The sequence below is a fragment of the Variovorax sp. PEI5 genome (assembly GCF_056679935.1).
In genome coordinates, this window is record NZ_CM155257.1 from 975431 (window position 1) to 1001343 (window position 25913).

24 protein-coding genes are annotated in these 25913 nt (G+C 70.0%); 10 read left to right on the plus strand and 14 right to left on the minus strand.

Annotation, left to right across the window (positions count from 1 at the left end):
• Positions 1-69 precede the first annotated feature (69 nt).
• From AC1MLT_RS04515 to lexA, 6 genes are all read right to left on the minus strand, one after another.
• Entirely contained in the window at positions 70-1632 is a 1563-nt protein-coding gene (locus tag AC1MLT_RS04515; protein ID WP_481034082.1) for a GTPase/DUF3482 domain-containing protein, read from the minus strand.
• Entirely contained in the window at positions 1629-3074 is a 1446-nt protein-coding gene (locus AC1MLT_RS04520; RefSeq protein ID WP_481034083.1) for a DUF2868 domain-containing protein, read from the minus strand. Before AC1MLT_RS04520 ends, AC1MLT_RS04515 begins: the two co-directional genes overlap by 4 nt.
• Positions 3075-3360: 286 nt before the next feature.
• Positions 3361-5196, minus strand: coding sequence for an ABC transporter ATP-binding protein (locus AC1MLT_RS04525; RefSeq protein ID WP_481034084.1), 1836 nt, complete (start codon positions 5194-5196; stop codon positions 3361-3363).
• A gap of 90 nt (positions 5197-5286) precedes the next feature.
• Positions 5287-6294, minus strand: coding sequence for a D-2-hydroxyacid dehydrogenase family protein (locus tag AC1MLT_RS04530; RefSeq protein ID WP_481034085.1), 1008 nt, complete (start codon positions 6292-6294; stop codon positions 5287-5289).
• 110 nt (positions 6295-6404) lie between these two features.
• Positions 6405-6764 carry a hypothetical protein gene (locus AC1MLT_RS04535; RefSeq protein WP_481034086.1) on the minus strand — a complete coding sequence of 120 codons (360 nt, stop codon included), beginning with the start codon at positions 6762-6764 and terminating at the stop codon, positions 6405-6407.
• A gap of 137 nt (positions 6765-6901) precedes the next feature.
• Positions 6902-7576, minus strand: coding sequence for a transcriptional repressor LexA (lexA, locus tag AC1MLT_RS04540; protein WP_481034087.1), 675 nt, complete (start codon positions 7574-7576; stop codon positions 6902-6904).
• Between the two features lie 72 nt (positions 7577-7648).
• On the opposite strand from lexA, the gene AC1MLT_RS04545 reads away from it, so the two are divergent.
• A complete protein-coding gene (locus tag AC1MLT_RS04545; RefSeq protein ID WP_481034088.1) occupies positions 7649-8674 on the plus strand; it encodes an asparaginase in 1026 nt (341 codons plus the stop codon).
• 42 nt (positions 8675-8716) lie between these two features.
• Here the strand turns inward: AC1MLT_RS04545 and adk are convergent, their stop codons facing one another.
• From adk to AC1MLT_RS04575, 6 genes are all read right to left on the minus strand, one after another.
• Entirely contained in the window at positions 8717-9373 is a 657-nt protein-coding gene (adk, locus tag AC1MLT_RS04550) for an adenylate kinase (RefSeq protein ID WP_481034089.1), read from the minus strand.
• A gap of 141 nt (positions 9374-9514) precedes the next feature.
• Positions 9515-10285: a 3-deoxy-manno-octulosonate cytidylyltransferase gene (gene kdsB / locus AC1MLT_RS04555; protein ID WP_481034090.1), complete on the minus strand. Its 771-nt coding sequence runs from the start codon at positions 10283-10285 to the stop codon at positions 9515-9517.
• Between the two features lie 5 nt (positions 10286-10290).
• Positions 10291-10473 carry a Trm112 family protein gene (locus AC1MLT_RS04560; protein ID WP_481034091.1) on the minus strand — a complete coding sequence of 61 codons (183 nt, stop codon included), beginning with the start codon at positions 10471-10473 and terminating at the stop codon, positions 10291-10293.
• Positions 10454-11476 (minus strand): tetraacyldisaccharide 4'-kinase, encoded by a 1023-nt coding sequence (gene lpxK / locus AC1MLT_RS04565; RefSeq protein ID WP_481034092.1) that lies wholly within the window; start codon positions 11474-11476, stop codon positions 10454-10456. Before lpxK ends, AC1MLT_RS04560 begins: the two co-directional genes overlap by 20 nt.
• The gene (locus AC1MLT_RS04570) at positions 11473-11898 is read right to left on the minus strand and encodes an ExbD/TolR family protein (protein WP_481034093.1); all 426 of its coding nucleotides are present in this window, start codon (positions 11896-11898) and stop codon (positions 11473-11475) included. The genes lpxK and AC1MLT_RS04570 overlap by 4 nt, the downstream gene beginning before the upstream one ends.
• A 19-nt stretch (positions 11899-11917) precedes the next feature.
• Complete coding sequence (locus AC1MLT_RS04575) at positions 11918-12550, minus strand: MotA/TolQ/ExbB proton channel family protein (protein WP_481034094.1); 633 nt, start codon at positions 12548-12550, stop codon at positions 11918-11920.
• A gap of 321 nt (positions 12551-12871) precedes the next feature.
• Between AC1MLT_RS04575 and xseA the strand changes: the two genes are divergently transcribed.
• Entirely contained in the window at positions 12872-14185 is a 1314-nt protein-coding gene (gene xseA, locus AC1MLT_RS04580) for an exodeoxyribonuclease VII large subunit (RefSeq protein WP_481034095.1), read from the plus strand.
• 86 nt (positions 14186-14271) lie between these two features.
• Complete coding sequence (locus AC1MLT_RS04585) at positions 14272-14853, plus strand: superoxide dismutase (RefSeq protein ID WP_481034096.1); 582 nt, start codon at positions 14272-14274, stop codon at positions 14851-14853.
• 37 nt (positions 14854-14890) lie between these two features.
• Here the strand turns inward: AC1MLT_RS04585 and AC1MLT_RS04590 are convergent, their stop codons facing one another.
• Complete coding sequence (locus tag AC1MLT_RS04590; protein ID WP_481034097.1) at positions 14891-15346, minus strand: DUF192 domain-containing protein; 456 nt, start codon at positions 15344-15346, stop codon at positions 14891-14893.
• 167 nt (positions 15347-15513) lie between these two features.
• Here AC1MLT_RS04590 and icd point away from each other — a divergent pair, with 167 nt between their 5' ends.
• From icd to sbcB, 5 genes are all read left to right on the plus strand, one after another.
• Complete coding sequence (icd, locus tag AC1MLT_RS04595; RefSeq protein ID WP_481034098.1) at positions 15514-16773, plus strand: NADP-dependent isocitrate dehydrogenase; 1260 nt, start codon at positions 15514-15516, stop codon at positions 16771-16773.
• 168 nt (positions 16774-16941) lie between these two features.
• On the plus strand, positions 16942-17301 hold the full coding sequence (gene clpS / locus AC1MLT_RS04600; RefSeq protein ID WP_481034099.1) for an ATP-dependent Clp protease adapter ClpS: 360 nt from the start codon (positions 16942-16944) through the stop codon (positions 17299-17301).
• Between the two features lie 81 nt (positions 17302-17382).
• A complete protein-coding gene (clpA, locus tag AC1MLT_RS04605) occupies positions 17383-19704 on the plus strand; it encodes an ATP-dependent Clp protease ATP-binding subunit ClpA (protein WP_481034100.1) in 2322 nt (773 codons plus the stop codon).
• A gap of 106 nt (positions 19705-19810) precedes the next feature.
• Entirely contained in the window at positions 19811-21259 is a 1449-nt protein-coding gene (gene cls, locus AC1MLT_RS04610) for a cardiolipin synthase (protein WP_481034101.1), read from the plus strand.
• A 24-nt stretch (positions 21260-21283) separates the two neighbouring features.
• Positions 21284-22729, plus strand: a complete 1446-nt coding sequence (gene sbcB, locus AC1MLT_RS04615; RefSeq protein ID WP_481034102.1) for an exodeoxyribonuclease I — start codon at positions 21284-21286, stop codon at positions 22727-22729.
• A 39-nt stretch (positions 22730-22768) separates the two neighbouring features.
• Here the strand turns inward: sbcB and AC1MLT_RS04620 are convergent, their stop codons facing one another.
• Entirely contained in the window at positions 22769-23905 is a 1137-nt protein-coding gene (locus AC1MLT_RS04620; RefSeq protein ID WP_481034103.1) for an iron-containing alcohol dehydrogenase, read from the minus strand.
• A 140-nt stretch (positions 23906-24045) separates the two neighbouring features.
• Here AC1MLT_RS04620 and AC1MLT_RS04625 point away from each other — a divergent pair, with 140 nt between their 5' ends.
• A complete protein-coding gene (locus AC1MLT_RS04625; protein WP_481034104.1) occupies positions 24046-24975 on the plus strand; it encodes an alpha/beta hydrolase in 930 nt (309 codons plus the stop codon).
• A 16-nt stretch (positions 24976-24991) separates the two neighbouring features.
• A complete protein-coding gene (locus AC1MLT_RS04630; protein ID WP_481034105.1) occupies positions 24992-25903 on the plus strand; it encodes a YbgC/FadM family acyl-CoA thioesterase in 912 nt (303 codons plus the stop codon).
• Positions 25904-25913: the final 10 nt, after the last annotated feature.

Below are 25913 nucleotides of genomic sequence, written 5' to 3' on the forward strand. Positions count from 1 at the left end.
GTTCCGGGTGGTCGAGAAAGGTCGTCACCTTAGCGCAAGCGCGCCACCCACCTTGTAGTCGCAGTTCGATCAGGCCGGCGTCGCGAAGGCGTCCGGATCGTCCGGCCTGCCCGGTGCCCCGGGCGCCCCCGGTGCGCCGGGTCCGGTGTCGCCGCGCAGTGCGGTCTCGACGCGCCGCGCCACCAGGCCCACCAGCGCCTGCCGCTGGGCCGACGAACTGGCACGCCAGCGCGGGCCGTCGGCGGTGGATTCCCAATCGGCATGGTTGCGCGCCGGCCGCGCCGCGCGCACCGCCAGCGCGATGTCGCGCGCGACCACGCCGCCCGCCACGGGCGCGTCCACGGTGGCCGCGACCGGGCCGGTGGCGCCATGCCCGCGATGCTCCAGCGCATGCACGAGCGCGATCTGCCATTCGGCGATCAGATAGAGCGCCCCGTCCTCGACGCTGAGCTCGCGCACGTCGCGCAGCGCATTGACCATCTTGCGGCCGAGCGGACCCCAGCCCTGCGCGATGGCGCCGCCGATGGCGCCACCCAGGGCCGCGCCGGCCCCCAGCGACAGACCGCCGACCGCCAGGTCCGCCGCCACGCCCACGGCCACGCCGACCGCCGCGCCCTTGCCCAGCCGCAGGCCAGCGTCCTTCAGGGCCTCGGGGCTGAAGAAGTCCATCGACCAGCGGCCCTCGAGCAGCGGCAAGGGCGCCTCGGAGGCATCGCCCTCGCGGAAGCCATGCAATGCGAGCAGGTCCGAGGCGCAGCGCTGCGCCTTGTCGAAGACGTCCTGGCGCAGGGCCGCCAGGAGCGGGGCGCGTCGCGCCTCGTCGTCGAAGTCGGCGACCGCCGCCGTGCGGCGCATCGAGGCCGCGTCGACCAGCAGCTCGGCGATGCGCGCGCCGGCGGCCTGGCGGCGCGCGGTGAATTCGCGTTCCAGGAAGGCGATCACGCCCGCCAGCTGTTCGCGCCGCTCGCGCAGCAGGGTGACCAGGTCCTGGTAGAGGTCGCGCTCGGCGCCGACGAAGGGCGCGGCGGCGTCGAAGCGCACCACGGCGTGCATGCCATAGGCCGCCAGCAGGGCGCGCCACTCGGGCTCGCGATGGTTCTCGGCCCGCACGAAGTTCAGCACCGGCAGCACCGGCCGGGCGCAGGAGCGGATCAGTTCGATCTCGTCGCGGAACTTCGGCAGCACCGGCTCGCGCGCGTCGATGACCAGGAAGGCCGCATCGACGTCGAGCAAGGTGCGCAGCACCTTGGCCTCCTGCTCGAAGACGCCATGGGCCTCGGGGCCGTCGAGGAAACGGCGGATGCGGTCGGGCGGCGTCGCGGCGGCCGGTCCATCGGCGGCACCGGCGGCATCGGCGGCGGTCCGGCCGATGTGCTCGTGCAGGCTGACGGCATCCTCCAGGCCGGGCGTGTCCAGGAAGCGCACGGCGGCGCGGCCATTGACCACCAGGTCGATGCGCTCGACATGGCGGGTGGTGCCCGGGCTCGCCGAGACCCGGCCGAAATCGATGCGGCGCGTGAGCGTGCGCAGCAGCGAGGTCTTGCCGGCGTTGGTGTGGCCGACGACGGCGATGCGCAGGGCTTCGCCCGGGGTGGCGCTGCCGCCCCGGGCGGGCGTGGGGAGCGGGTTCATGCGACGGCCTCGGTGGAATCGACCGGCAGCGCTTCGGCCAGCGTATCGGTCGCCACGATGGCGTCGAGGCCGGTGTCGCGCAGCCATTGGCGCCAGCGGGCACGTGACGCGGCATCGGTCCTGGCATCGGCTTCCGACACCAGCCACAGGCGACAGGCGCCGCTGTGGGCGAGCAGTTCACGCAGCAGCCGCTCGGTGCCGCGATCGGGGCTCGACGCGGCACGCACGGCCAGCACCAGCAGGGCCGGGTGGCGGCGCGCGGCGGCATCGAGCAGTTCGCGCCGGCTGCGCGCGCTGCCATCGGCGTGGGGCCATGCGCTGGCGCGCGCCGGCAGTTCGGCGGGTGGCCAGGGCATGCCGGGCGCGAGCTCGAAGGCCGCCACGGCCAGGACGTCGCCGGCGACGGCGTCCTCCGCCAACGCGCGCGCCGGGCCGGTCGCGACGGGCCGGCCGGGGTCGGCATCGACGATGTCCGGCGGCGTCAGGGCGTCGAAGCGGGCGGCGAGGCGGCGGTAGTAGGGCGCTGCCAGGTCAGGTGTCAGGTCCGCGCGTCGCCAGCGCCACATCGCCAGGCTCAGGGCCAGCAGCAGCACGCGCGGCAGCAGTCCGTAGACGACGATGCAGCCGATCAGCCACAGTGCCCAGGTCCGCTGCACGACGGCATCGGTGGCGCCGGCCGCGCCCCGGGGCGCGAGCACGGTGGCGGCGTCGGGCACCGGAAAGCCCAGCCAGGCGGGCCCCTGGCCCAGCAGCTCGACCGTGCGCAGGAAGAACCGGGGCTCCAGGATGGTGGTCTCCCAGTCGAGCGTGTAGCGATGGAAGGCCAGGGCGAACAGCATGGCGGCGAGCACGGCGACGAACGACAGCGTCCAGATGGCGTGACTGGTGATGCCGACGGCCCAGGGCAGCAGCCGCGCACGCGCCAGCAGCCGCGTCGCGGCGCGCACCAGCACCGGCGCCTGGCCCTGCCGGCCGCCGGCCACGCGGGCGGTGAAGGTCATCCACAGCCAGCCCAGCGACAGGCGCGAGGCGCCCGGCAGGCGCACGGGCAGTACCAGGCCGGCCAGCCAGGCGACCAGGGTCAGCACATGCACACCCAGCAGGCTCAGGAGGGCGGCGATGACATTGATGCGGCGATCGCCGGCACCGGTGACGCCGCCGGCCAGGGCCAGCCCGGCCGCGACGATCAGCATTACGCCGGCCAGTCCGATCCATGGCGCCCAGTGGCCGAAGCGGTCGATCTCGGCATCGAGGCCGATGCGCCGGCCGAGCAGTCCGGCGCGCGATGCGACGCGGCGCGGCAGCGTCGTCTCCGCGGCGTGGGCCGCGCGCAGCGCGGCGTCATCGTCGAGGGCGCCGGTCTCCTCGATCAGCCGGACGGCCTCGGTGACGACGGAGGCCCGGCGCGGGTCGACCATGACGGCGGGGGAAAGCGAGGACATGGCGTCCCTTCAGGAGCCGGGCGGAAATGGAAACGGGGCCGCGATGGCGGCCCCGTTCGATCCCGGCATGCCGGAGGATGGAAGGCGTCGGGTCAGCGCAGGCCGAAGAACGACAGCACGGCCACCACGACCACGACCAGACCGACGATGTAGATGATTGAATTCACGGCTTTTCTCCTCGCGATTGATGAACGAATAACCTTCGCATCGACCGGGCGATTGCCTGTCGGCGGCGGGCGGCGGGCCCTGTAGGACTCGCCAGTGATCCATCGCGACGGGCATCGCCTCAGGCATCCTCGCCGAGGAAGCCACCGCTCTGGTGCGACCACAGGCGGGCATAGAGCCCGTTCTGCGCCAGCAGCGAGGCATGGTCGCCTTCCTCGACGACGCGTCCCTCGTCGAGCACGATCAGCCGGTCCATGGCGGCGATGGTCGACAGCCGGTGGGCGATGGCGATCACCGTCTTGCCTTCCATCAGGCGATAGAGGCTGGCCTGGATCGCCGCTTCGACCTCGGAGTCGAGCGCGCTGGTGGCCTCGTCGAGCAGCAGGATCGGCGCGTCCTTGAGCATCACGCGCGCGATGGCGATGCGCTGGCGCTGGCCGCCCGAGAGCTTGACGCCACGCTCGCCCACGTGAGCGTCGTAGCCGACCCGCCCCTTGGCGTCGCCCAGCGAGCGGATGAACACATGGGCCTCGGCGCGCTCGGCGGCGGCCTCGACCTCGTCGTCGCTGGCGTCGGGCCGGCCATAGGCGATGTTGTCCGAGACCGAGCGATGCATGAGCGAGGTGTCCTGGGTCACCATGCCGATGTGCTTGCGCAGCGAGTCCTGCGTGACCCGCGCGATGTCCTGGCCGTCGATCAGGATGCGGCCGCTCTCCAGGTCGTGGAAGCGCAGCAGCAGGTTCACCAGCGTGGACTTGCCGGCGCCGGAGCGTCCCACCAGGCCGATCTTCTCGCCCGGGCGCACCGTGAGGTCGAGGTTGTCGATGATGCGGCGACCGCCTTCCTGGCCATAGCTGAAGCTGGCGTGCTCGAAGCGCACCTCGCCGCGCGGCACCTCCAGCGCCGGGGCATCCGGCACGTCGAGCACGCTGCGCGGCTGCGACAGCGTGCGGATGCCGTCCTGCACCGTGCCGATGTTCTCGAACAGGCTGGTCATCTCCCACATGATCCAGTGGGACATGCCCTGCAGGCGCAATGCCATGGCCGTCGCCGCGGCCACCGCGCCGACGCCGACCGTGCCCTGCGACCACAGCCACAGCGCCATGCCGGCCATGCCGGCGGTCAGGCCCATGCTGAGCGCATGGTTCACGATCTCGAAGGCGCTCACCAGCCGCATCTGCGCATTGCCGGTGACCTGGAATTCCTGCATCGCCTCGCGCGCGAAGCCGGCCTCCCGGTGGGTGTGCGAGAACAGCTTGACGGTGGCGACGTTGGTGTAGGCGTCGGTGATGCGGCCGGTCATGAGGGCGCGCGCATCGGCCTGCGCCTTGCCCACCTTGCCCAGCCGTGGCACGAAGTACCACAGGGCCGCCACGTACAGCACCAGCCAGACGGCGAAGGGCAGGATCAGCTGGCGGTCGAGCACCGCCGCCAGCACGATGATGGTGGTGACGTAGACGATCATGGCGATCAGCACGTCGGCCAGCACGAAGATCGTGTCGCGCACCGCGATGGCCGTCTGCATCACCTTGGCGGTGATGCGGCCGGCGAACTCGTCCTGGTAGAAGGCCATGCTCTGGCCGAGCAGCAATCGATGGAAGTTCCAGCGCAGCCGCATCGGCAGGTTGATGGCCAGTGCCTGGTGCTTGACGATGGTCTGCAGCGCCACCACCGCGATGCTGGCGACCAGCGCCACGCCGATCCAGATCAGCGTCGTGCCACGGTCCTCCCACAAGCGCGCCGGTGACTGGCCGCCGAGCCAGTCGACGATGCGCCCGAGCATGGCGAACAGCCAGGCCTCGAAGGCCGAGATGGCGGCGGTGAGCAGGGCCACCGCGGCCACCAGTCCCCGCGTGCCCTGCATGCAGGCCCAGATGAAGGGCAGGAAGCGGGCCGGCGGGACCGTGGGCTCCGCGGCGGGATAGGGAGGAAGGAGCTGCTCGAAGAAACGGAACACGGGCGGGGATTTCTCTCGGGGTGGCGTGCTCCCGCCGGGACGGTGCGCGCCGTGCGCCGCCGGATAACGGGCGGCGACGTCGCGGGTGCTTCAGCGACGTCGCTGCAGTGCCTCGGGATTCACGATGTGGGTCGGATTGTCTTGCACGAAGTTCACGACGTTGTCGAAGGCCTGGCCAAAATAGGACTCGTAGCTATCCAGCTCCACATAGCCGAGGTGAGGCGTGCAGATGCAGTTTTCAAGACGCAGCAGCGCATGGCCCTGCAACGGTGGCTCGCTCTCGAAGACGTCCACCGCGCCCATGCCCGGGCGGCCGCGGTTCAACGCCGTCAGCAGGGCATCGGGCTCCACCAGCTCGGCGCGCGAGGTGTTCACGAACAGGGCCGTGGGCTTCATGCGCGAGAGGTCGTCGAAGCCGATCAGGCCGCGCGTGGCCTCGTTCAGGCGCAGATGCACCGTCAGCACGTCGGCGGTCTCGAAGAAGGCCTCGCGACTCGGGGCGACCTGGAAACCATCGGAGCGCGCCTGCTCGCGGCTGCCCTCGCGGCCCCAGATCACGACCTGCATGCCGAATGCCTGGCCATAGCGCGCCACGAGCTGGCCGATGCGCCCATAGCCCCAGATGCCCAATGTCTTGCCCTTGAGGACCGAGCCGAGCCCGAAGTTCGGCGGCATCGAGGCCGACTTGAAGCCCGACTGCTGCCAGGCGCCATGCTTGAGGTTGCTGATGTACTGCGGCAGGCGACGCATCGCCGACATGATGAGCGCCCAGGTCAGTTCGGCCGGCGCCAGCGGGGAACCGACACCCTCGGCCACGGCAACGCCATGGTCGGTGCAGGCGGCGATGTCGATGTGGGCGCCGGCGCGTCCGGTCTGGGAGATCAATTGCAGCCGGGGCAGCTTCTCGATCAGCTGGCGCGTGATCTGCGTGCGCTCCCGGGTCAGCACGATGACATCGGCATCCTTCAGCCGGATCGAGAGCTGCCCGATGCCCTTGACCGTGTTGGTGTAGACCTTGGCCGTGTACGGATCGAGCTTGGCGGCGCAACGCAGCTTGCGCACCGCGTCCTGGTAGTCGTCGAGGATCACAATGTTCATGGCTTGCCATTGTGCCTCGCGCTCCGTGGACTCATCCCATCGGTCGACACGCACCACCGCCAACCACCGGCATGCCGATGCGACCGGCGTCCGTTGCCGGACCGCGCGCTTCAGTGCAGTGTGCCGGCGCTGCGCGAGAGTTCAGCGGCTTCCAGGGCGGCCAGCCGGTCGAGCTCGGCGCAGACATCGACCATCCGGCCCGACAGCACCAGACGTCCGGTGACGCCGCCGCAACGCTGGGCATCGGCGGTGCGCACCACGCGCAGCGGGCGCGGCGCCACGACGGCATGCGGCGTGGCCAGCGCCACGTCGACCGCCGCTCCGGCACGGGGCCCGCGCTTCGGACGCGCCGCCGCGCAGTGACCCGCGGTCGATTCGTCGGTGTCGGACGCGCGCGCCGGCATCCATCGGTGGGCGAAGGACTGCAGCGGTGAGAGCAGGTCGACCAAGGCAAGCAAAGCGATTCCCATGCGGATCTCCAGGTAACTGAGAGGTTGTCGAGCGGTGGTGGCCACCGGTGATTGAGGTTCGCAGGGGCGTGGTCGGACCGTGGCCGGACGCCGGGCGTCCGCCACTCCTGCCGCGCCGAGCGGGCCGCGGTCGTCCGCTACATGAGCATCGTGTTGCGGATCAGGCCGACGGCCAGTCCCTCGATCTCGAACGGCTCGCCCGGCTGCACGAAGATGGTCGGGTAGTCGGGGTTCTCGGCATGCAACTCGACGGCGTCGCCGGTGCGCTTGAGCCGCTTGACCGTGACTTCCTCGCCCAGACGGGCGACCACGATCTGGCCATTGCGGGCCTCTCGCGTCGACTGCACGGCGAGCAGGTCGCCGTCCATGATGCCGGCGTCGCGCATCGACATGCCGCGCACCTTCAACAAGTAGTCGGGCTGGTGCTGGAACATGGCGCGCTCGACGTAGTAGGTCTGCTCGACATGTTCCTGGGCCAGGATGGGCGAACCGGCAGCCACGCGACCGACCAGGGGCAATGGCAGCTGCGAGGTCCCGGGCAATGCCAGCGAGAACTGGTTGTTGCGCGATGCGTTGAGGGAGCGCAGGGCATCGCCCTTGAGCCGGATGCCGCGCGAGGTGCCGCTGACGAGTTCGATGGCGCCCTTGCGTGCCAGCGCCTGAAGATGCTCCTCGGCCGCGTTGGCGGACCGGAAGCCCAGTTCCGCCGCGATCTCCGCCCGCGTGGGCGGCGCGCCCGTGCGTGCGATGGCGGCGCTGATCAGGTCGAGGATCTGCTGCTGCCGGGTTGTAAGCTTGACGGGAAATGGCATGGAAGCTCCTTGCGATACTGTCTGGATATCCAGTATCTGTATTTTTGAACAGTTTTTGAAACTTTGCAAGACATGGTCGACGACTCACTCATCCAATGCTCGCGCGTCGTCGTGCTGGCCACTGGCGGCACCATCGCCGGCAGGGCCGCCGCCGCCGGAGACAACATCGGCTACGTCGCGGGCCAGGTCGATGTGGCGGACATGCTGCGCGGCATCGACGCGCCGGCGGGCATCGAACTGGTGGGCGAGCAGGTCGCGCAGCTCGACAGCAAGGACATGGACGCGGCGACCTGGCAGATGCTGGCCCTGCGCTGCGCCGCCTGGCTGGCGCCGCCGGACGTGGTGGGGCTCGTCGTCACGCACGGGACCGACACGCTGGAGGAGACCGCGTTCTTCCTGCATCGCGTGCTGGCGCCGGAGAAGCCGATCGTGCTGGTCAGCGCCATGCGGCCGTCGACCGCGCTGGCGCCCGACGGGCCGCAGAACCTCCGCGACGCGATCGCGGTGGCGACGACGCCCGGTGCCCGTGGGGTGTGCGCGGTCGCGGCCGGCGTCGTGCATGGTGCGGTCGATGTGCGCAAGGTGCACACCTATCGCCTCGATGCCTTCGATTCGGGCGATGCCGGCGCATTGGGTCATGTCGAGGAGGGCGCGTTGCGTCGTCTGCGCGACTGGCCCGCGCACGACGGCGCCATGGCGCGGCGGGCCTTCGAGCACATGAGCCGCGTCGATCCCGCGCGCTGGCCCCGGGTGGAGATCGTGACCAGCCACGCCGGCGCCAGCGGCAGGATCGTCGACCTGCTGCTGCGCGAGCATGCGGCCGGCGCATCGGATCGCCTGCGCGGTCTCGTCGTCGCGGCGACGGGCAACGGCACGGTCCATCGGGAGCTCGAGGAAGCGGCCTTGCGGGCGCAGCGATCCGGCGTCGGCGTGCTGCGCGCCACGCGCTGTGCCAGCGGGCGCATCGTGGAAGGCCCGGGCGATGCCGCGATGCCCGGCGATCACGCGCGCGGGTTGCGCAGCGCCGGCGACCTGACACCGGTCAAGGCGCGGATCGCGTTGATGCTGGAACTGATGGAGCGGGTCGACGCGCCTTGAGCGCCCGCCGGCCGGCCGGCGGGAACCGGGCCTGCGAGGAGCTCAGGCGCTGAGGGCCGCCAGCGCGCGCTGCGTGATCTCGTCGACGCTGCCGACCCCGCTGATGGCGCGGTACTTCGGTGCCGCCTCGGGCTCGTTGCGGGCCCACTGCGAGTAGTAGTCGACCAGGGGACGGGTCTGCTGGCTGTAGACGTCCAGGCGCTTGCGGACGGTGTCCTCGTGATCGTCCTCACGCTGGATCAGGTCCTCGCCGGTCACGTCGTCCTTGCCTTCGACCTGCGGCGGGTTGAACTTGACGTGATAGATGCGGCCCGATGCCGGATGCGAGCGGCGTCCGCTCATGCGCTCGATGATGTCGCCGAAGGGCACGTCGATCTCCAGCACGTAGTCCAGCTTGACGCCGGCATTGCGCATGGCGTCGGCCTGCGGCAGCGTGCGGGGAAAGCCATCGAACAGGAAACCGTTCGCGCAGTCGGGCAATGCCAGGCGTTCCTTCACCAGATTGATGATCAGATCGTCGCTGACCAGGGCACCCGAGGCCATCACGGCCTGGGCTTCGCGCCCGAGCGGCGTGCCGGCCTTGACGGCCGCCCGCAGCATGTCGCCGGTGGAGATCTGCGGAATCGAAAACTGCCGACAGATGAAGGCGGCCTGCGTGCCTTTGCCCGCGCCGGGGGCGCCCAATAAAATCAGTCTCATGGTGTCCTCGGACGTTTTTTGGAATTCTTTTTCGCCCCGTGAATACCAATGGATTCGACAAGGCAGGTTATCTTGAGAATAACATGCGTCATCGTCAGTGAATTGACGACCGCCACGTTGTCGGTCGATCGTTGACGGAGGTCAATCCGCGGCGAGCAGGGCACGGACCCTGACGAGATCCTCTGGCGTGTCGACACCCGGGCCGGGTGTCGCGCCGCTCACGTGCACGGCGATGCGAAAGCCGTGCCAGAGCACCCGCAATTGCTCCAGCGCCTCGGTCGCTTCCACCGGCGCCTGGGGCAAGGTCGGAAACCGGCGCACGAAGCCGGCGCGATAGCCATAGATGCCGATGTGCCGCAGGGGCGCCGGCGAGCGTGGCAGGGCGGCTTCTCCGGGCGCCGTGCTCGCGGCATCGCGCCAGAGCGGGATCGGCGCGCGGCTGAAATACAGCGCGTGGCCCCGCGCGTCCAGCACGACCTTGACGACATTCGGATTGAGAAAATCCTCCATCGAGTCGATGGCGTGCGCGGCCGTGCTCATGACGGCATCGCGATCGGCCTCCAGGGTCGCGGCCACCGCATCCACCAGGGCCGGATCGATCAGCGGTTCGTCGCCCTGCACGTTGACCACGATTTCGTCGTCCCCCAGGGCGAGCCGTGCGCAGGCCTCGGCCAACCGGTCGCTGCCGCTCGGATGGTCGACGCGCGTGAGCAGGGCCTCCACGCCATGCCGGACGCAGGCGTCGACGATGCGCGGGTGGTCCGCCGCGACGACCACGCGGCCCGCCTGCGAAGCCCGGGCACGCTGCGCGACGCGCACCACCATCGGCAGGCCCGCCAGGTCGGCGAGCGGCTTGTCGGGTAGCCGGGTCGAAGCGAGTCGGGCGGGGATGAGGACGACGAAGGAGCGCACCGGCGTCAGAGTCCGAGTTCGTCGTCGGACAGCGTGCGGGCCTCGGTCTCGAGCAGCACGGGAATGCCGTCGCGCACCGGATAGGCCAGTCGCGCGCTGCGGGAACGCAGTTCCTGCCTCTCGGCGTCCCAGGTCAACGGCCCCTTGGTGACGGGGCAGACGAGCAGTTCAAGCAGCTTGGAATCCATCGACCGATGATAGCTTCGCCTCCAGCGCTTCGAAGAAGGCCGCATCGGGTTCGAAGACCAGGGGCACGGCGAGCGCCTCGGGCCGCAGGCGCCACAGCTTGACCGCGTCCTTCTCGGTGCAGACCAGTGTGGCGGGCGCGGCGCCGGGCTCGGATGCCGGTGGCGTCCAGGTCGTGAAGTCGTCGTGGTCGGGCAGGGCCACGCAGGTCGCGGGCTGCAGGCCGCACGCGCGCAGCATCGAGAAGAAGCCTTCCGGCTTGGCGATGGCCGCGACCGCCAGCAGCGGCACGCCCCGCAGCGCGTCGAGCGGCACGCGGGTGCCATCGCTGCGCAGCGCGTGGTCGGCCAGCGCCCGGCGCGCGCCGAAGCCGGCGATGGCGCCCGGGGCGGCGGCGGACGGCCGTCCGCCGGTGTGCAGCACCAGGTCGCAGGCGCGTGGCCAGGGTTCGCGCAAGGGGCCGGCCGGCAGCAGCCAGCCATTGCCGATGCCACGGTCGTCGAAGACGCAGATCTCGACATCGCGCCGCAGTGCCAGGTGCTGCAGGCCATCGTCGCAGACGATCAGCCGCACATCGGGATGGCGCGCCAGCAGGGCCCGGGCCGCTTCCACCCGCCGCCGCGCGACGAAGACCGGCGCGCCGGTGGCGCGGCGCAGCAGCAGCGGTTCGTCGCCGACCTCGGCCGGGTCGCTGTCGTCGAGGACTTCGCGGCAGTCGTCGGTGCTGCGGCCGTGGCCCCGGGAGACGATGCCCACGGCCAGGCCCCGGGCCTGGAAATGTCGCGTGACCGCGAGCACGACCGGGGTCTTGCCGGCGCCCCCGGCCACCACGTTGCCGACCACGACCACCGGCACCGGCACGCCCTCGCGTCGCAGCCAGCCGAGCGCGAAGAGGGCGCGGCGCAGGGCCGCCAGGCTCGCGAACACCCACGACAGCGGCCGCAGCAGCCATGCCAGCGCGCCGCGCCGCAGCCAGGCCCGCTGCAGTCGCCCGCCCACCGTCATCGGTCCTCCGTCCCGCTCGACGATCGGGCGGAGAAAGTCACGCGCGTCAGTCCGGCGCGGCGGGCGGCTTCCATCACGCGGATCACCGACTGATGCGTGGCCTGCGCATCGGCATCGATGACGAGCACGCTCTCGGGGCCGTCCGCCGCCGCGCCGAGCGCCGTGGCCAAGGCCGCCACGCCACGCTCGGGCAGATCGGTCTGGCCGATCCGGTAGTGGCCGTCGGCCGCCACGGCGACGACGACCTGGCGCGGCGCTTCGCGGCGGGCGTCGGTATCGGCCACCGGCAGCCGCAGCGGGATCTCGGTGAACCGGCTGTAGGTGGTCGACAGCATCAGGAAGATCAGCACCACCAGCAGCACGTCGATGAACGGGATCAGGTTGATCTCCGGCTCGCCGCCGCTGTCGCGTCGGAAACGCATGCGCTGGCGTCTCATGGCATCACTTCCGCAGGGTGACCAGGTGGCCGGCGAAACGCTCGCCGGCGAGCTCGAGGTGCAGCAGGTAGTCGTCGACCCGCGCGCGGAAATAGCGCCAGAACATCAGGGCCGGGATCGCCACCATCAGGCCGAAGGCCGTGTTGTAGAGCGCGATGGAGATGCCCTGCGCGAGCTGGGCCGGATTGCCCGTCGCCGCGCCGTTGCCCGCGCCGGACTGCGAGCCGAAGATCTCGATCATGCCGATGACCGTGCCCAGCAGTCCCAGCAGGGGGGCCGCCGATGCGATGGTGGCGAGCGCCGGGAGCCAGCGTTCGAGCTGGTGGGCGACGCGCCGGCCGGCGGCCTCCACGGCGGCGTGCAGTTCGTCGTCGGTGCAGCGCGCGTCGCTCCCGAGGGCGCGGAAACCCGCCCCCAGGATCTGCCCCAGCGCCGAACTGCGCTCCAGCTTGGCGACCACCTCGGGGGTCGGCGGGCCGTTGCGCGACGCGTTGATCGCGTCATCCAGCAGCCGGGACGGGAGGACGCGCGCGCGCTGCAGGCTCGTGAACCGCTCGATGACGAGGGCCAGGCCGAGCACCGAACAGGCCAGCAAGGGCCAGATCGGCCAGCCGGCGGCAACTATGATGGAAAACAAGGCGGGTCCCTCCGAATGCGCGGCGATTATGACCGCCACGCCCGTCGCGCCATGGCACGCGCAATCGCCGATCCCGCCGTGCCGGATCCCGGTTTCCGCGCACAGAATCTGTGGATAACTTTGTGAGCAAGTACGCTGGAAAGTCGCCCGGAGGCCCGCCGGACGTGGCTTGCATTAGGTCGAACGAATTTTGAGCACCTCTTTCCTCAATCAAATCAACAAGTTGCACGACAACCCGAGCACTTCCCGATGGTCCCGGCGGCGTCCCGAGCGGCCGGCATCGCGTTGTGGAAGAGTCCCCTCCCACGATGGGGGGCGCCGATGAGCGCGCGGCCTCCGGTCCGCGCGGCCGGCCCCCGGATCTGGGACGTCGGCGCCCTGTGCCACGCGGTGGCCGATGCGCTGGAAGCGCGCTTCAACCCGGTGTCGGTGCGCGGCGAGATCTCCGGCTTCTCGCGCGCGACCAGCGGGCACTGCTACTTCTCGCTCAAGGATCCGGGCGGTCAACTGCGCTGCGCGATGTTCCGGCGCGCCGCCGGTCTGCTCGACTTCACGCCACGCGAGGGCGACCAGGTCGAGGTGCGCGGGCGCCTGGCGGTGTACGAGCCGCGTGGCGACCTGCAGCTGATCGTCGAGAGCCTGGCGCGCGCCGGGCAGGGCGCGCTGTTCGAGCAGTTCCTGCAGCGCAAGGCGCGGCTGGAGGCGCAGGGCCTGTTCGATCCGGCCCGCAAGCGTTCGCTGCCGCCGTTGCCGCGCGCCATCGGCCTCGTGACCTCGCTGGGGGCGGCGGCCCTGCACGACGTCGTCACGGCATTGCGCCGCCGGGTGCCGCACGTCCGGGTGGTACTGGCGCCGGCGGCCGTCCAGGGCGCCGGCGCGCCGGCCGAACTGGTGCGGGCGCTCGAGGCGCTGTATGCGCTCGATCCCCCCGTCGATGCCATCCTGCTGGTGCGCGGCGGTGGCTCGATCGAGGACCTGTGGGCCTTCAACGACGAGACACTGGCGCAGGTGGTGGCGCGCAGTCCGGTGCCGGTGGTCAGCGGCGTCGGCCACGAGACCGATTTCACGATCGCCGATTTCGTCGCCGACCTGCGAGCGCCCACGCCGACGGCGGCGGCCGAACTGGTCGCCGCGCCGCGCGAGACCTGGCTGGGCGCGCTGGACCTGCTCGAGCGCCGGCTGACCGCCGGGCTGGACGCGCGGCTCGACACGCTCGGCCAGCGGCTGGACATCGCGGCCGCGCGCCTGGGCCGGCCGTCCCAGGCGGCGGCCCGGCAGCGGGTGCACCTGGCGCACGAGGCGCAGCGCCTGCGATACGCGGTGACGGCCCAGCGCGCGCGGCTGGCGCAGCGCGAGCAGGCCCTGCGCGATGCGCTGCCGGTGGCGCTCGCCGGCACCGCCGCCCGCCGGCGCGATCACCTGGAGCGGCTCGCGGCCCGGCTGCGGCTGCTCGATCCGGCCCACGTCCTGCGACGGGGCTACGCGTGGCTGGCCGATGGCCAGGGGCGGGCGATCACCAGCGTGCGGCAGGTCGCGGCGGGCCAGCCCGTGGCGGCGCGGCTGGCCGATGGCGAACTGCCCCTGACGGTCGCCGGGCCGGCCACGTCGCGACCGATGCCGGGCGACGCCGCCTGATCGATTCCTAGAATCGCCACGACGCCCGGAGCCCCGCATCCGGGCGCGTACCCCCGATCCCCATCACGACCCACGAGGAAAAAACCATGGAACACACCCTTCCCCCGCTGCCCTACGCGATCGACGCGCTGGCGCCCGCCTATTCGCAGGAGACGCTGGAGTACCACTACGGCAAGCATCACAACGCCTACGTGGTGAACCTCAACAACCTGCAGAAGGGCACCGAATTCGAGGCCATGCCCCTGGAGGACATCGTCCGCAAGTCGAGCGGCGGCATCTACAACAACGCGGCCCAGATCTGGAACCACACCTTCTTCTGGAACTGCATGAAGCCCCAGGGCGGTGGCGCTCCGAGCGGCGCGCTGGCGCAGGCCATCGATGCGAAATGGGGTTCGTACGACGCCTTCAAGGAAGCCTTCGCGAAGTCGGCCGTCGGCAACTTCGGCTCGGGCTGGACCTGGCTGGTGAAGAAGGCCGATGGCTCGGTCGACATCGTCAACACCGGTGCCGCCGGCACGCCGCTGACCACCGGCGACACGGCGCTGCTGACCATCGATGTCTGGGAGCATGCCTACTACATCGACTACCGCAATCTGCGTCCGAAGTTCGTCGAGACCTTCCTGTCGCAGCTGGTGAACTGGGACTTCGCCGCGAAGAACTTCGGCTGACGGGACGCCGACCGCCGCGGCCGCCCGCGCCGCGGCCTCAGCGCGATGCGTTGTCGAAGGGCCGGCCGCCGAGCCGGGCGCCGCTGCGTATGTTCTTGCGCTCGAACCAGCCCTGGTTCATCTCCAGCACATAGCGCACCGGCTCCTTCGAGCAATGCGAATCGAGGGTCCGGGGCTGCATGTCGACCAGGTTGACGATGCGGCCGTCGTCGGCGACGAAGGCCGCGGTCAGGGGCAGCAGGGTGTTCTTCATCCAGAAGCACTGCGTGGCGGGCTGCTCGAACACGAAGAGCATCCCCTCGGCCTGCGGCATCTCCTTGCGGTTCATCAGCCCGATCTCGCGCTGCCGGGGCATCGCCGCCACCTGGGCGTCGATCTGGTACATGCCGGCGGACAACCGGGTGCGCGGCAGGTCGAGCTGGGCGTCCTGGGCGCTGGCGTTCGACAGCGCGGCACAGGCGAGGGCGAGGAGGACGGCGAGACGCGGGAGCATGGTCGGAATCACTTTCGAAGGCGATGGGCGCGGGGCGCGGGAGTGCGCTTTGTAGCAGTGTCGATGCTTTCGCGGGCCTAGAATTCCGCCGTTCGCGTCCGGCCCGCCATCGCGGTCGGACATCGGCCGTCCTTTTCTCCATTCCGGCGCCTCCCGTCCCCATTTCCATGTCCAGCTACCAGCACATCCAGGTTCCCGCCGAAGGCCGGAAGATCACGGTGAACGCCGACAACTCGCTCAACGTGCCCGACGAGCCGGTCATTCCCTACATCGAGGGCGACGGCACCGGTGCCGACATCACGCCCGTGATGCTCAAGGTGGTGGACGCCGCGGTCGCCAAGGCCTACGACGGGCGCCGCCGGATCCACTGGATGGAGGTCTACGGGGGCGAGAAGGCGACGCGCATCTACGGCCCCGACGTCTGGCTGCCCGAGGAGACGCTGCACGCCGTGCGCGACTATGTCATCTCGATCAAGGGCCCCATGACCACGCCGGTGGGCGGCGGCATCCGCTCGCTCAACGTGGCGCTGCGCCAGGAGCTCGATCTGTACGTGTGCCTGCGCCCGGTGCGCTATTTCGCCGGCGTGCCCTCGCCGGTCAAGGAGCCGCAGAAGATCAACATGGCGATCTTCCGCGAGAACTCCGAGGACATCTACGCGGGCATCGAGTTCGAGGCCGGCAGCGACAAGGCCAAGAAGCTCATCGGCTTCCTCCAGGAGGAGTTCGGCGTGCGCAAGATCCGGTTCCCGGCCACCTCGGGCATCGGCATCAAGCCGGTCTCGCGCGAGGGCACGGAGCGCCTGATGCGCAAGGCGATCCAGTACGCCATCGACAACGACAAGCCCAGCGTGACCATCGTGCACAAGGGCAACATCATGAAGTACACCGAAGGCGCCTTCCGCGAATGGGCCTATGGCCTGGCCGCGAAGGAATTCGGCGCCGAACCGATCGATGGCGGACCGTGGATGAAGGTGCGTCACCCCAGGTCGGGGCGCGACATCACGATCAAGGACAGCATCGCGGATGCGTTCCTGCAGCAGATCCTGCTGCGCCCGGCGGAATATTCGGTGGTCGCCACGCTCAACCTCAACGGCGACTACATCTCCGACGCCCTGGCCGCGCAGGTCGGGGGCATCGGCATCGCGCCGGGCGGCAACCTCAGCGACACGGTGGCCATGTTCGAGGCCACGCACGGCTCGGCGCCCAAGTACGCCGGCAAGGACTACGTCAACCCGGGTTCGGAGATCCTCTCGGCCGAGATGATGCTGCGCCACATGGGCTGGACCGAGGCGGCCGACCTGATCATCGTCGCGCTGGAGAAAGCCATCGCCAGCAAGCGGGTCACCTACGACTTCGCCCGGTTGATGGAGGGCGCGACCCAGGTCAGCTGCTCGGGCTTCGGCGATGTCATGATCTCCTGCATGTAGGTGCCGGCATGCACGCGCCGGGTGCATCCAGGCCGCGTCCGCCCCCCGGAAAGCCCCGGCACGACATGTGCTGGGGCTTTTTGCTTGGGCCCCGGTTGATTCCCGACCGCGAGGCTCCACCTCATCAGCTTCCCACAGGGCGCAATGCGGCTCGATAGAATGAATTTCATGGCAACCAGAAACCCTACGAACCCCCCCACGCCGCCGGCGCAGAAGCCGGGCCGGGGCGATGGCGACTCGGTCGTCCTGGAGCGACGGCCGCAGAAGACCGCGCCTCCACAGATGTTTCAGGTCGTCATGTTGAATGACGACTTCACGCCCATGGAGTTCGTGATCGTGGTGCTGCAGGAATTCTTCAGCAAGGATCGCGAGACGGCGACGCAGATCATGTTGAAGATCCACCTCGATGGACGTGGCGTCTGTGGGGTCTATTCACGCGACATGGCGGCCACCAAGGTCAATCAGGTGATGGAGGCGGCCCACCAGGCCGGCCACCCGTTGCAGTGCGTCAGTGAACCCGTCGGCTGAGTACGGCTTGATTTCGATGTGGGCCGACCCATATCCGAAAAGTTCTCAGAAGTTATTTACAGCAAGGCAAAAGGAAACCTCATGATTGCCCAGGAACTGGAAGTCAGCTTGCACATGGCCTTCGTCGAGGCCCGGCAGCAGCGTCACGAGTTCATCACCGTCGAGCATCTGCTGCTCGCTTTGCTGGACAACCCGAGTGCGGCGGAAGTCCTCCGCGCCTGTTCGGCCAATGTCGACGACCTGCGGTCGTCGCTCACCAATTTCATCAAGGACAACACGCCCCAGGTGGCCGGGACCGACGACGTCGACACCCAGCCGACCCTGGGTTTCCAGCGTGTGATCCAGCGTGCCATCATGCACGTGCAGTCCACCGGCAACGGCAAGAAGGAAGTCACCGGCGCCAACGTGCTGGTCGCGATCTTCGGCGAGAAGGACTCGCATGCCGTCTACTATCTCCACCAGCAGGGCGTCACGCGCCTGGACGTGGTGAACTTCATCGCCCACGGCATCAAGAAGAGCGATCCTCCGGAAGCCGCCAAGGGCGCCGCCGAGTCGTCCTCCAACGAGGGCGAGGAAGGCGGCGGCGAGAAGAACGAGAAGTCCTCGCCCCTGGAGCAGTTCACGCAGAACCTCAACCAGATGGCCAAGGACGGCAAGATCGATCCGCTGATCGGCCGCGAGTACGAGGTCGAGCGCGTGATCCAGATCCTGTGTCGCCGGCGCAAGAACAACCCGCTGCTGGTCGGCGAGGCCGGTGTCGGCAAGACCGCCATCGCCGAGGGCCTGGCCTGGCGCATCACGCAGGGCGACGTGCCGGAGATCCTGGCCGAGGCCATTGTGTATTCGCTCGACATGGGTGCGTTGCTGGCCGGCACCAAGTACCGCGGTGACTTCGAGCAGCGCCTGAAGGGCGTGCTCAAGTCGCTCAAGGACAAGCCCAACGCGGTGCTGTTCATCGACGAGATCCACACCCTGATCGGCGCCGGCGCGGCCTCGGGCGGCACCCTGGACGCGTCCAACCTGCTGAAGCCGGCGCTCTCGAGCGGCCAGCTCAAGTGCATCGGCGCGACCACCTTCACCGAATATCGCGGCATCTTCGAGAAGGACGCGGCCCTGTCGCGGCGCTTCCAGAAGGTCGACGTGGTCGAGCCGACGGTGCAGGAGACGGTCGACATCCTCAAGGGGCTCAAGAGCCGCTTCGAGGAGCACCATGGCGTGAAATACGCGGTCGCCGCGCTGCAGGCCGCGGCCGAGCTGAGCGCCAAGTACATCAACGACCGGCATCTGCCCGACAAGGCGATCGACGTCATCGACGAGGCGGGCGCGGCCCAGCGCATCCTGGCGCCGAGCAAGCGCAAGAAGACCATCAGCAAGACCGAGGTCGAGGAAATCGTCGCCAAGATCGCGCGCATTCCCCCGGCCAACGTCAGCAACGACGACCGCGGCAAGCTGCAGACGCTCGAGCGCGACCTCAAGAGCGTGGTGTTCGGCCAGGACAAGGCGCTGGAGGTGCTGGCATCGGCCGTCAAGATGGCGCGCTCGGGCCTGGGCAAGGGCGACAAGCCGATCGGCTCGTTCCTGTTCAGCGGCCCGACCGGCGTCGGCAAGACCGAGGCCGCCAAGCAGCTGGCCTACATCATGGGCATCGAGCTGATGCGCTTCGACATGTCGGAGTACATGGAGCGTCATGCCGTGAGTCGCCTGATCGGCGCGCCTCCGGGCTATGTCGGTTTCGACCAGGGCGGCCTGCTGACCGAGGCCGTCACCAAGAAGCCGCACGCGGTGCTGTTGCTCGACGAGATCGAGAAGGCGCATCCGGACATCTTCAACGTGCTGCTGCAGGTCATGGACCATGGCACGCTGACCGACAACAACGGACGCAAGGCCGACTTCCGCAACGTCATCATCATCATGACGACGAACGCGGGTGCCGAGACCATGAACAAGGCGACCATCGGCTTCACCAACCCGCGTGAATCGGGCGACGAGATGGCCGACATCAAGCGCCTGTTCACGCCGGAGTTCCGCAACCGCCTGGATGCCACCGTGAGCTTCAAGGCGCTGGACGAGACGGTCATCCTGCGGGTGGTCGACAAGTTCCTGCTGCAGCTGGAGACCCAGCTGGCCGAGAAGAAGGTCGACGTCACCTTCACCGACACCTTGCGCAAGCACCTGGCCAAGAAGGGCTTCGATCCGCTCATGGGCGCGCGGCCGATGCAGCGCCTGATCCAGGACACGATCCGTCGTGCATTGGCCGACGAGCTGCTGTTCGGACGTCTCCAGGATGGTGGCCGCCTGACGGTCGACCTGGACGACAAGGGCGAGGTGCAGCTCGACATCCAGCCGCTGCCGAAGAAGGAAGGCCGCGCCAAGCCGGAAGCCGAGGAAGCGGCGACGGGTTGATTGCGCCGATCGGCGCGCCGGGCGCGCCCTCGAAGGCCGGTAGCATCGCGCTACCGGCTTTTTTTTGCGCCGGTCCGACGACCTTCCACCCGACCGCGTCCCCATCTTGATCCTTCCCGAAATCAGCGCCGAATGGCGTACCGGCCTGTCCTTCGCGTGGAGTGGCTACATCGCCGTGCTGTCGATCTGGATCGTCATGCAGAAGCGCGCGCCGGTCTCGACCATGAGCTGGATCCTGTCGCTCGCGCTGCTGCCGTTCGCGGGCTTCGTCATCTACTACTTCCTGGGCCCGCAGCGACTGAAGAAGCAGCGCCTGCGGCGCGTGCGCAGCCGGGCCAAGGCGCAGGCGCCGGCCGATGTCGCCAAGCTGCGCCAGGCCGCCGAGGGCGCGCCACCGGCCCTGCGGCAGCTGGCCGAGCTGGGCAGCGCCTCGTGTGGCATCCCGCTGTCGAGCGCGACCGGCGTCGAGTTGCTGTCGGGCGGTTCGCGCACGTTCGACGCCATCTTCGAGGCCATCCGGGCGGCCCGGGACCACGTGCACCTCGAGTACTACATCTTCGAGCCCGATCGCATCGGCACCGCCCTGCGCGATCTGCTGGTGGAACGCGCGAATGCCGGTGTCGCCGTGCGCCTGCTGGTCGATGCGCTGGGGTCGAAGCGCCTCGGTCGGCGTTTCATGGCGCCGATGCACGCGGCCGGCATCCACGTGGCGCTGTTCCACGACACCCGCATCGGCCGCCGGCTGCGGCCGGTGACCAACTACCGCACCCACCGCAAGATCGTGGTGTGCGACGGACTGGTGGGCTTCACCGGCGGCGTCAACATCACCGACGACGAGGACCGGCGCACGCATCCCGATGCCTACCACGACGTGCACCTGCGCATCGAGGGCGGGGCGGTGCGATGGCTGCAGACGACCTTCCTGGAGGACTGGAGCTACGCGACCGGCGAGAACGCCCGCCACATGATGGACGAATCGATCACCCGGATGATGCCGCCGAGCCAGGCCGGCGACATCGCCATGCAGATCGTCACCAGCGGGCCCGACACGCCGCTGGAGGCGATCCACCGCATGCACGTGGCCGCGATCCATTCGGCCAGCCACCGGGCGTGGCTGACGACACCGTACTTCGTCCCGGGCGAACCGGCCCTGATGGCCTTGACCAGCGCGGCCCTGCGCGGCGTCGACGTCCGCATCCTGGTGCCGCGGCGCAGCGACTCGCTGGTGGTGAGCGCGGCGGCGCGCTCCTACTACGACGAACTGATGGCCGCCGGTGTCAAGGTCTGGGAGTACAAGGCCCGGATGCTGCACTCCAAGACACTGGTGGTCGACGACCATTGCGCGATGGTCGGCACGGCCAACTTCGACAACCGGAGCTTCCGCCTCAATTTCGAGGTCATGGCGGTGGTCTACGGGCCGGCGCTGGCCGAGGCGCTCGAGCAGCAGTTCAAGACCGACCTGCGCAGCGCCTCCCCGGTGCAGCTCAATCGCCGGCAACCCTTCCTGCGCCGGCTGGGCGACTCGCTCGCCCGGTTGACGTCACCCCTTCTCTGATTCCCAGCGTTCCTCCGAGACTCCATGCCCGCCCACACCTTCCTCTGGCACGACTACGAAACCTTCGGCGCGGTGCCGCGCCGCGACCGGCCCTCGCAATTCGCCGCCATCCGCACCGATGCCGAGCTCAACGAGGTCGGCGAGCCCCTGATGCTGTACTGCCGGCCCGCGCCGGACTACCTGCCGAGTCCCGAGGCCTGCCTCATCACCGGCATCACGCCGCAGCTGGCGCTGCAGCGCGGCGTGCCCGAGCACGAGTTCGCCGCCCGCGTCGAGCAGGCGTTCGCCGAGCCCGGCACCATCGGCGTGGGCTACAACACGATCCGCTTCGACGACGAGGTGACGCGCTTCCTGTTCTGGCGCAACCTGATCGAGCCCTATGCGCGCGAGTGGCAGAACGATTGCGGTCGCTGGGACCTGCTCGACGTCGTGCGGCTGACGCATGCGCTGCGGCCCGAGGGCATCGAGTGGCCGCGGCGCGAGGACGGCCGGCCGAGCTTCAAGCTGGGCGACCTCACGCGCGCCAACGGACTCGCGCACGAAGCCGCGCACGACGCGCTCTCCGACGTGCGCGCCACCATCGCGCTGGCGCGCCTGATCCGCCAGAAGCAGCCGCGCCTGTTCGACTTCGCCTTCGGCCTGCATCGCAAGGACCGCGTCGCCAGCGAACTCGGCCTGCCGGCGGCGGTCGGCGCGACGAAGCCGTTCCTGCACGTCTCGGGCATGTTCCCGGCCGAGCGCGGCTGCCTGGCCGTGATGTGGCCGCTGGCGGCCCATCCGACCAACCGCAACGAGATCATCGCCTGGGACCTGGCCCATGACCCGTCGCAGCTGCGCGACCTCGACGTGGCGACATTGCGCCAGCGCATCTTCACGCGCGGCGCCGACCTGCCCGAGGGCGTCGAGCGGCTGCCGATCAAGAGCGTGCACCTGAACAAGTCGCCGATGGTGGTGGGCAACCTGAAGACGCTGACGCCCGCCATGGCCGCGCGCTGGAACATCGACATGGAAGCCGCGATGGGCAACGCCGAGCGCGCCGCCGCGCTGCCCGACATGAGCGCGCTGTGGCCCCAGGTGTTCGAGCGCCCGCGCGCCGAAGGCACACCGGATGTCGACGAGGACCTGTATGGCGGCTTCATCGGCGATGCCGATCGCCGCCGGCTGGTGCGTCTGCGCGCCCTGACACCGGCCGAACTGGCGGTGGAGCGGGGCGGCTTCGACGACCCGAGATTGGGCGAGCTGGTGTTCCGCTACCGGGCGCGCAACTTCCCCGACACGCTGTCGGCCGAGGAGGCCGAGCGCTGGGAGGCGCATCGTGCCGCCCGCCTGCTGGAGGGCGAGGGCGGCGCGCGCAATGTCGACCAGTTCTTCGCCGAGATCGACACGCTGGCCGCTGATGCCGACGAGCGCGTCGAGGAGCTGCTCGGCCTGCTCTACGAATACGCCGAGGAAATCGCGCCGTCGGTGTGATCCCGCCGACGGCGAAGGCGGGCGGCCGGTCGGCGGTGCCTACATCGCCGCTTCCAGCATCTGCCGGTAGTCGTCACGGGTGGCCAGGCGGGGATTGGTCTTGTGGCAGTGATCGGCCATCGCGCCGTCGATGACCTGCTCGAAGACGTCGGGCGTGACGCCGACCTCGGCGAGGCCGGCGGGCAGCCCGAGCCGGGCGCCCATGTCGCGGATGGCCGCGCCGATGTCGCCGGCCGAATCCAGGTTCATGGCGCCGGCCATGCGCTGGAGGCGGCGATCCTTCTGCACCGATTCGGCCCCGGCGTTGAAGGCGATCACGGCCGGCAGGAACAGGGCGTTGAGCGTGCCGTGGTGCAGGCGCGGATCGACGCCGCCCAGGCTGTGGCTGAGCGAGTGGACGCAGCCCAGGCCCTTCTGGAACGCCATGGCGCCCTGCATCGAGGCGCTCATGAGGTTGAGGCGGGCCTCGCGGTCGCTGCCATCCCTGGTGGCGCGCTCGATGTGGTTCCAGGCCCGTTCCAGGCCGTTGAGCGCGATGCCATCGGCCGGCGGATTGAAGGCGGCCGACATGAAGGTCTCCATGCAGTGGGCGATGGCGTCCATGCCGGTCGCGGCGGTGAGGCGGGGCGGCAGGCCGAGCGTGAGCTCGGGATCGCAGATCGCCACCTTGGGCATCAGCGACCAGCTGTGGAAGCCCAGTTTGCGATGGTCGTCGACGATGATGATGGCGCCCCGCGCGACCTCGCTGCCGGTGCCGCTGGTGGTGGGCACCGCGATCAGCGGCGCGACGTCGTCGGTGATCTTCGGCGACCCGCCCTCGATGGTGGCGTAGGTCTTGAGCGGGCCCTCGTGCGTGGCGGCGATGGCCACGCCCTTGGCGCAGTCGATGGCCGAGCCGCCGCCGACGGCGATCAGGCCGTTGCAGCGGCCCTGCCGGTAGGCCGCCACGGCGGCGCGCACGGCGGCCTCGGTCGGATTGGACGGCGTGCCGTCGAACACGGTCGCCTCCAGGTCGCCCAGGGCGTCGAGCGCGGGCTGCAGCACGCCGGCCGCGCGCACGCCGGCGTCGGTGACGATCAGGGGCCGCGTGATGCCCAGGCGCACGCACTCGGCGCCGAGGAGGCGGATGGCGCCGAATTCGAACTGGATCTGGGTGAGGTACTGGATGAGGGCCATGTCGGGGAACTTGCTGAAGGGTGGGGTGGCGGACGGTACGATGCGCAGCCCCCAATCTAGCCAATGGAGCCCGGCTTGCCCATGACTGAAACCCTACCCGTCGGTGTCGCCCACGGCACATCCGGCAAGGCCGCCGCCCGATGCTGACGCCGAAGATGCGCGACGTGGTCGAGCGCATGGCGCGCGCGCGCCACCCGGCCCTGCACCGGCTCACGCCCGCCGAGGCCAAGGCGGCCTACGAGAAGGGCGCCGGCGTGCTCGAGGTGCCCAAGCCCGAGCTGGCGCGCATCGAGGACCTGGCCATCGTCACGCGCGATGGCCAGACCGTGCCGGCGCGGCTCTATGCGCCGGCGCATGACCGGCTGCCGGTGCTGGTGTATTTCCATGGCGGCGGCTTCACGGTCGGCAGCATCGCGACGCACGACACGCTGTGCCGCGTGCTGGCCGCCCGCAGCGGCTGCGCCGTGGTGTCGGTCGACTACCGGCTGGCACCCGAGCACAAGTTCCCGACCGCCGCCGACGATGCCTGGGACGCGGTGCGCTTCGTCGCGCGGGAGGGGAATGCGCTGGGACTCGATGGCTCGCGCCTGGCCGTCGGCGGCGACAGCGCCGGCGGCACGCTCGCCGCCGTCTGCGCCGTGATGGCCCGCGACGAGCGCCTCGCCATCGCCCTGCAGCTGCTGTTCTATCCCGGGACGACGGCGCACCAGGACACCGCCTCGCATCGCCGCTTCGCCTGCGGCCCGCTGCTCGACGAGACGCTGATCGCCTGGTTCTTCGGCCAGTACGTGCGCACGCCGGCCGACCGCGACGACTGGCGTTTCGCGCCGCTCAACGCCGACGACGTCGAGGGCGTCGCGCCGGCCTGGATCGGCCTGGCCGAGGCCGATCCGCTGGTCGACGAGGGCATCGCCTATGCCGACAAGCTGCGCGCGGCCGGCGTGCCCGTGGACCTGGAGATCTATCGCGGCGTGATCCATGAATTCGTCAAGATGGGCCGCGCCATCCCCGAGGCCCTGCGGGCGCACGACGACGCGGCCCGCGCGCTCAGACAAGCCTTTCTTTCCTGATTGCAGCGAGCAGCCCATGACCCTCCCTTCCGAATCCGCCACCCCGACGACCCCCGGCCAGCCCCGCCGGAGCGACTTCCGCCTTTTCCACCGCCTGCGGGTGCGCTGGTCCGAGATCGACATGCAGGGCATCGTCTTCAATGCGCACTACCTGATGTATTTCGACACCGCCATCGGCGACTACTGGCGCGCGTTGGCCTTGCCCTATGCGCCGTCGATGGTCGCACTCGGCGGCGAGCTCTACGCGCGCAAGGCGACGCTCGAATTCCATGCCTCCGCGCGGCTGGACGACGTGCTCGACGTGGCGCTGCGCTGCGCCCGGGTCGGCACGACGTCGATGACCTTCGCCGGCGCGCTGTTCCGGGGCGACGAGGTGCTGGCCGAGGTCGAGATGGTCTACGTCTTCGCCGATCCCGCGACGCAGCGTCCCCGGCCGGTGCCCGATGCGCTGCGCATGCTGTTCGAGCGCTACGAGCGCGGCGAGCCGGCCTGCGAGGTGCGCGTGGGCGACTGGCAGCGCGTCGGGCGCGAGGCCGCCGTCCTGCGGCGCGCCGTCTTCGTCGCGGAGCAGGGCGTGCCCGAAGCCCTCGAATGGGACGAGCACGATGCCACGGCATTGCACGTCGTCGCGCTCAATGGCGTCGGCCGGGCCGTCGCCACGGCGCGCCTGGTGGCACAGGCACCGGGGGTGGGTCGGGTCGGGCGGATGGCGGTGGATCGCGCCCTGCGCGGGGGTGGCCACGGCACGGCGATGCTGCGGGCGCTGGAGGCGGCCGCCCGGTCGCGCGGCGATCGCGAGATCGTGCTGCACGCGCAGCGCGGCGCGCAGGCCTTCTACGCGCGCCAGGGCTACGCGCCGCACGGCGAGCCGTTCGAGGAAGCCGGCATCGCGCACATCGAGATGCGCCGGCTGCTGCACCCGGCGTGACCGGGGCGAT

Coding starts and splice junctions, on each gene's coding strand:
- lpxK (WP_481034092.1), bottom strand. CDS start 11,476: ATGACGGTGGGCGGGCGACTGCAGCGGGCCTGGCTGCGGCGCGGCGCG.
- AC1MLT_RS04590 (WP_481034097.1), bottom strand. CDS start 15,346: ATGCTCCCGCGTCTCGCCGTCCTCCTCGCCCTCGCCTGTGCCGCGCTG.
- AC1MLT_RS04560 (WP_481034091.1), bottom strand. CDS start 10,473: ATGGATTCCAAGCTGCTTGAACTGCTCGTCTGCCCCGTCACCAAGGGG.
- AC1MLT_RS04625 (WP_481034104.1), top strand. CDS start 24,046: ATGCTGACGCCGAAGATGCGCGACGTGGTCGAGCGCATGGCGCGCGCG.
- icd (WP_481034098.1), top strand. CDS start 15,514: ATGTCCAGCTACCAGCACATCCAGGTTCCCGCCGAAGGCCGGAAGATC.
- clpS (WP_481034099.1), top strand. CDS start 16,942: ATGGCAACCAGAAACCCTACGAACCCCCCCACGCCGCCGGCGCAGAAG.
- AC1MLT_RS04515 (WP_481034082.1), bottom strand. CDS start 1,632: ATGAACCCGCTCCCCACGCCCGCCCGGGGCGGCAGCGCCACCCCGGGC.
- adk (WP_481034089.1), bottom strand. CDS start 9,373: ATGAGACTGATTTTATTGGGCGCCCCCGGCGCGGGCAAAGGCACGCAG.
- AC1MLT_RS04535 (WP_481034086.1), bottom strand. CDS start 6,764: ATGGGAATCGCTTTGCTTGCCTTGGTCGACCTGCTCTCACCGCTGCAG.
- AC1MLT_RS04630 (WP_481034105.1), top strand. CDS start 24,992: ATGACCCTCCCTTCCGAATCCGCCACCCCGACGACCCCCGGCCAGCCC.
- lexA (WP_481034087.1), bottom strand. CDS start 7,576: ATGCCATTTCCCGTCAAGCTTACAACCCGGCAGCAGCAGATCCTCGAC.
- clpA (WP_481034100.1), top strand. CDS start 17,383: ATGATTGCCCAGGAACTGGAAGTCAGCTTGCACATGGCCTTCGTCGAG.
- AC1MLT_RS04620 (WP_481034103.1), bottom strand. CDS start 23,905: ATGGCCCTCATCCAGTACCTCACCCAGATCCAGTTCGAATTCGGCGCC.
- AC1MLT_RS04520 (WP_481034083.1), bottom strand. CDS start 3,074: ATGTCCTCGCTTTCCCCCGCCGTCATGGTCGACCCGCGCCGGGCCTCC.
- AC1MLT_RS04570 (WP_481034093.1), bottom strand. CDS start 11,898: ATGCGTTTCCGACGCGACAGCGGCGGCGAGCCGGAGATCAACCTGATC.
- AC1MLT_RS04545 (WP_481034088.1), top strand. CDS start 7,649: ATGGTCGACGACTCACTCATCCAATGCTCGCGCGTCGTCGTGCTGGCC.
- AC1MLT_RS04530 (WP_481034085.1), bottom strand. CDS start 6,294: ATGAACATTGTGATCCTCGACGACTACCAGGACGCGGTGCGCAAGCTG.
- xseA (WP_481034095.1), top strand. CDS start 12,872: ATGAGCGCGCGGCCTCCGGTCCGCGCGGCCGGCCCCCGGATCTGGGAC.
- AC1MLT_RS04585 (WP_481034096.1), top strand. CDS start 14,272: ATGGAACACACCCTTCCCCCGCTGCCCTACGCGATCGACGCGCTGGCG.
- sbcB (WP_481034102.1), top strand. CDS start 21,284: ATGCCCGCCCACACCTTCCTCTGGCACGACTACGAAACCTTCGGCGCG.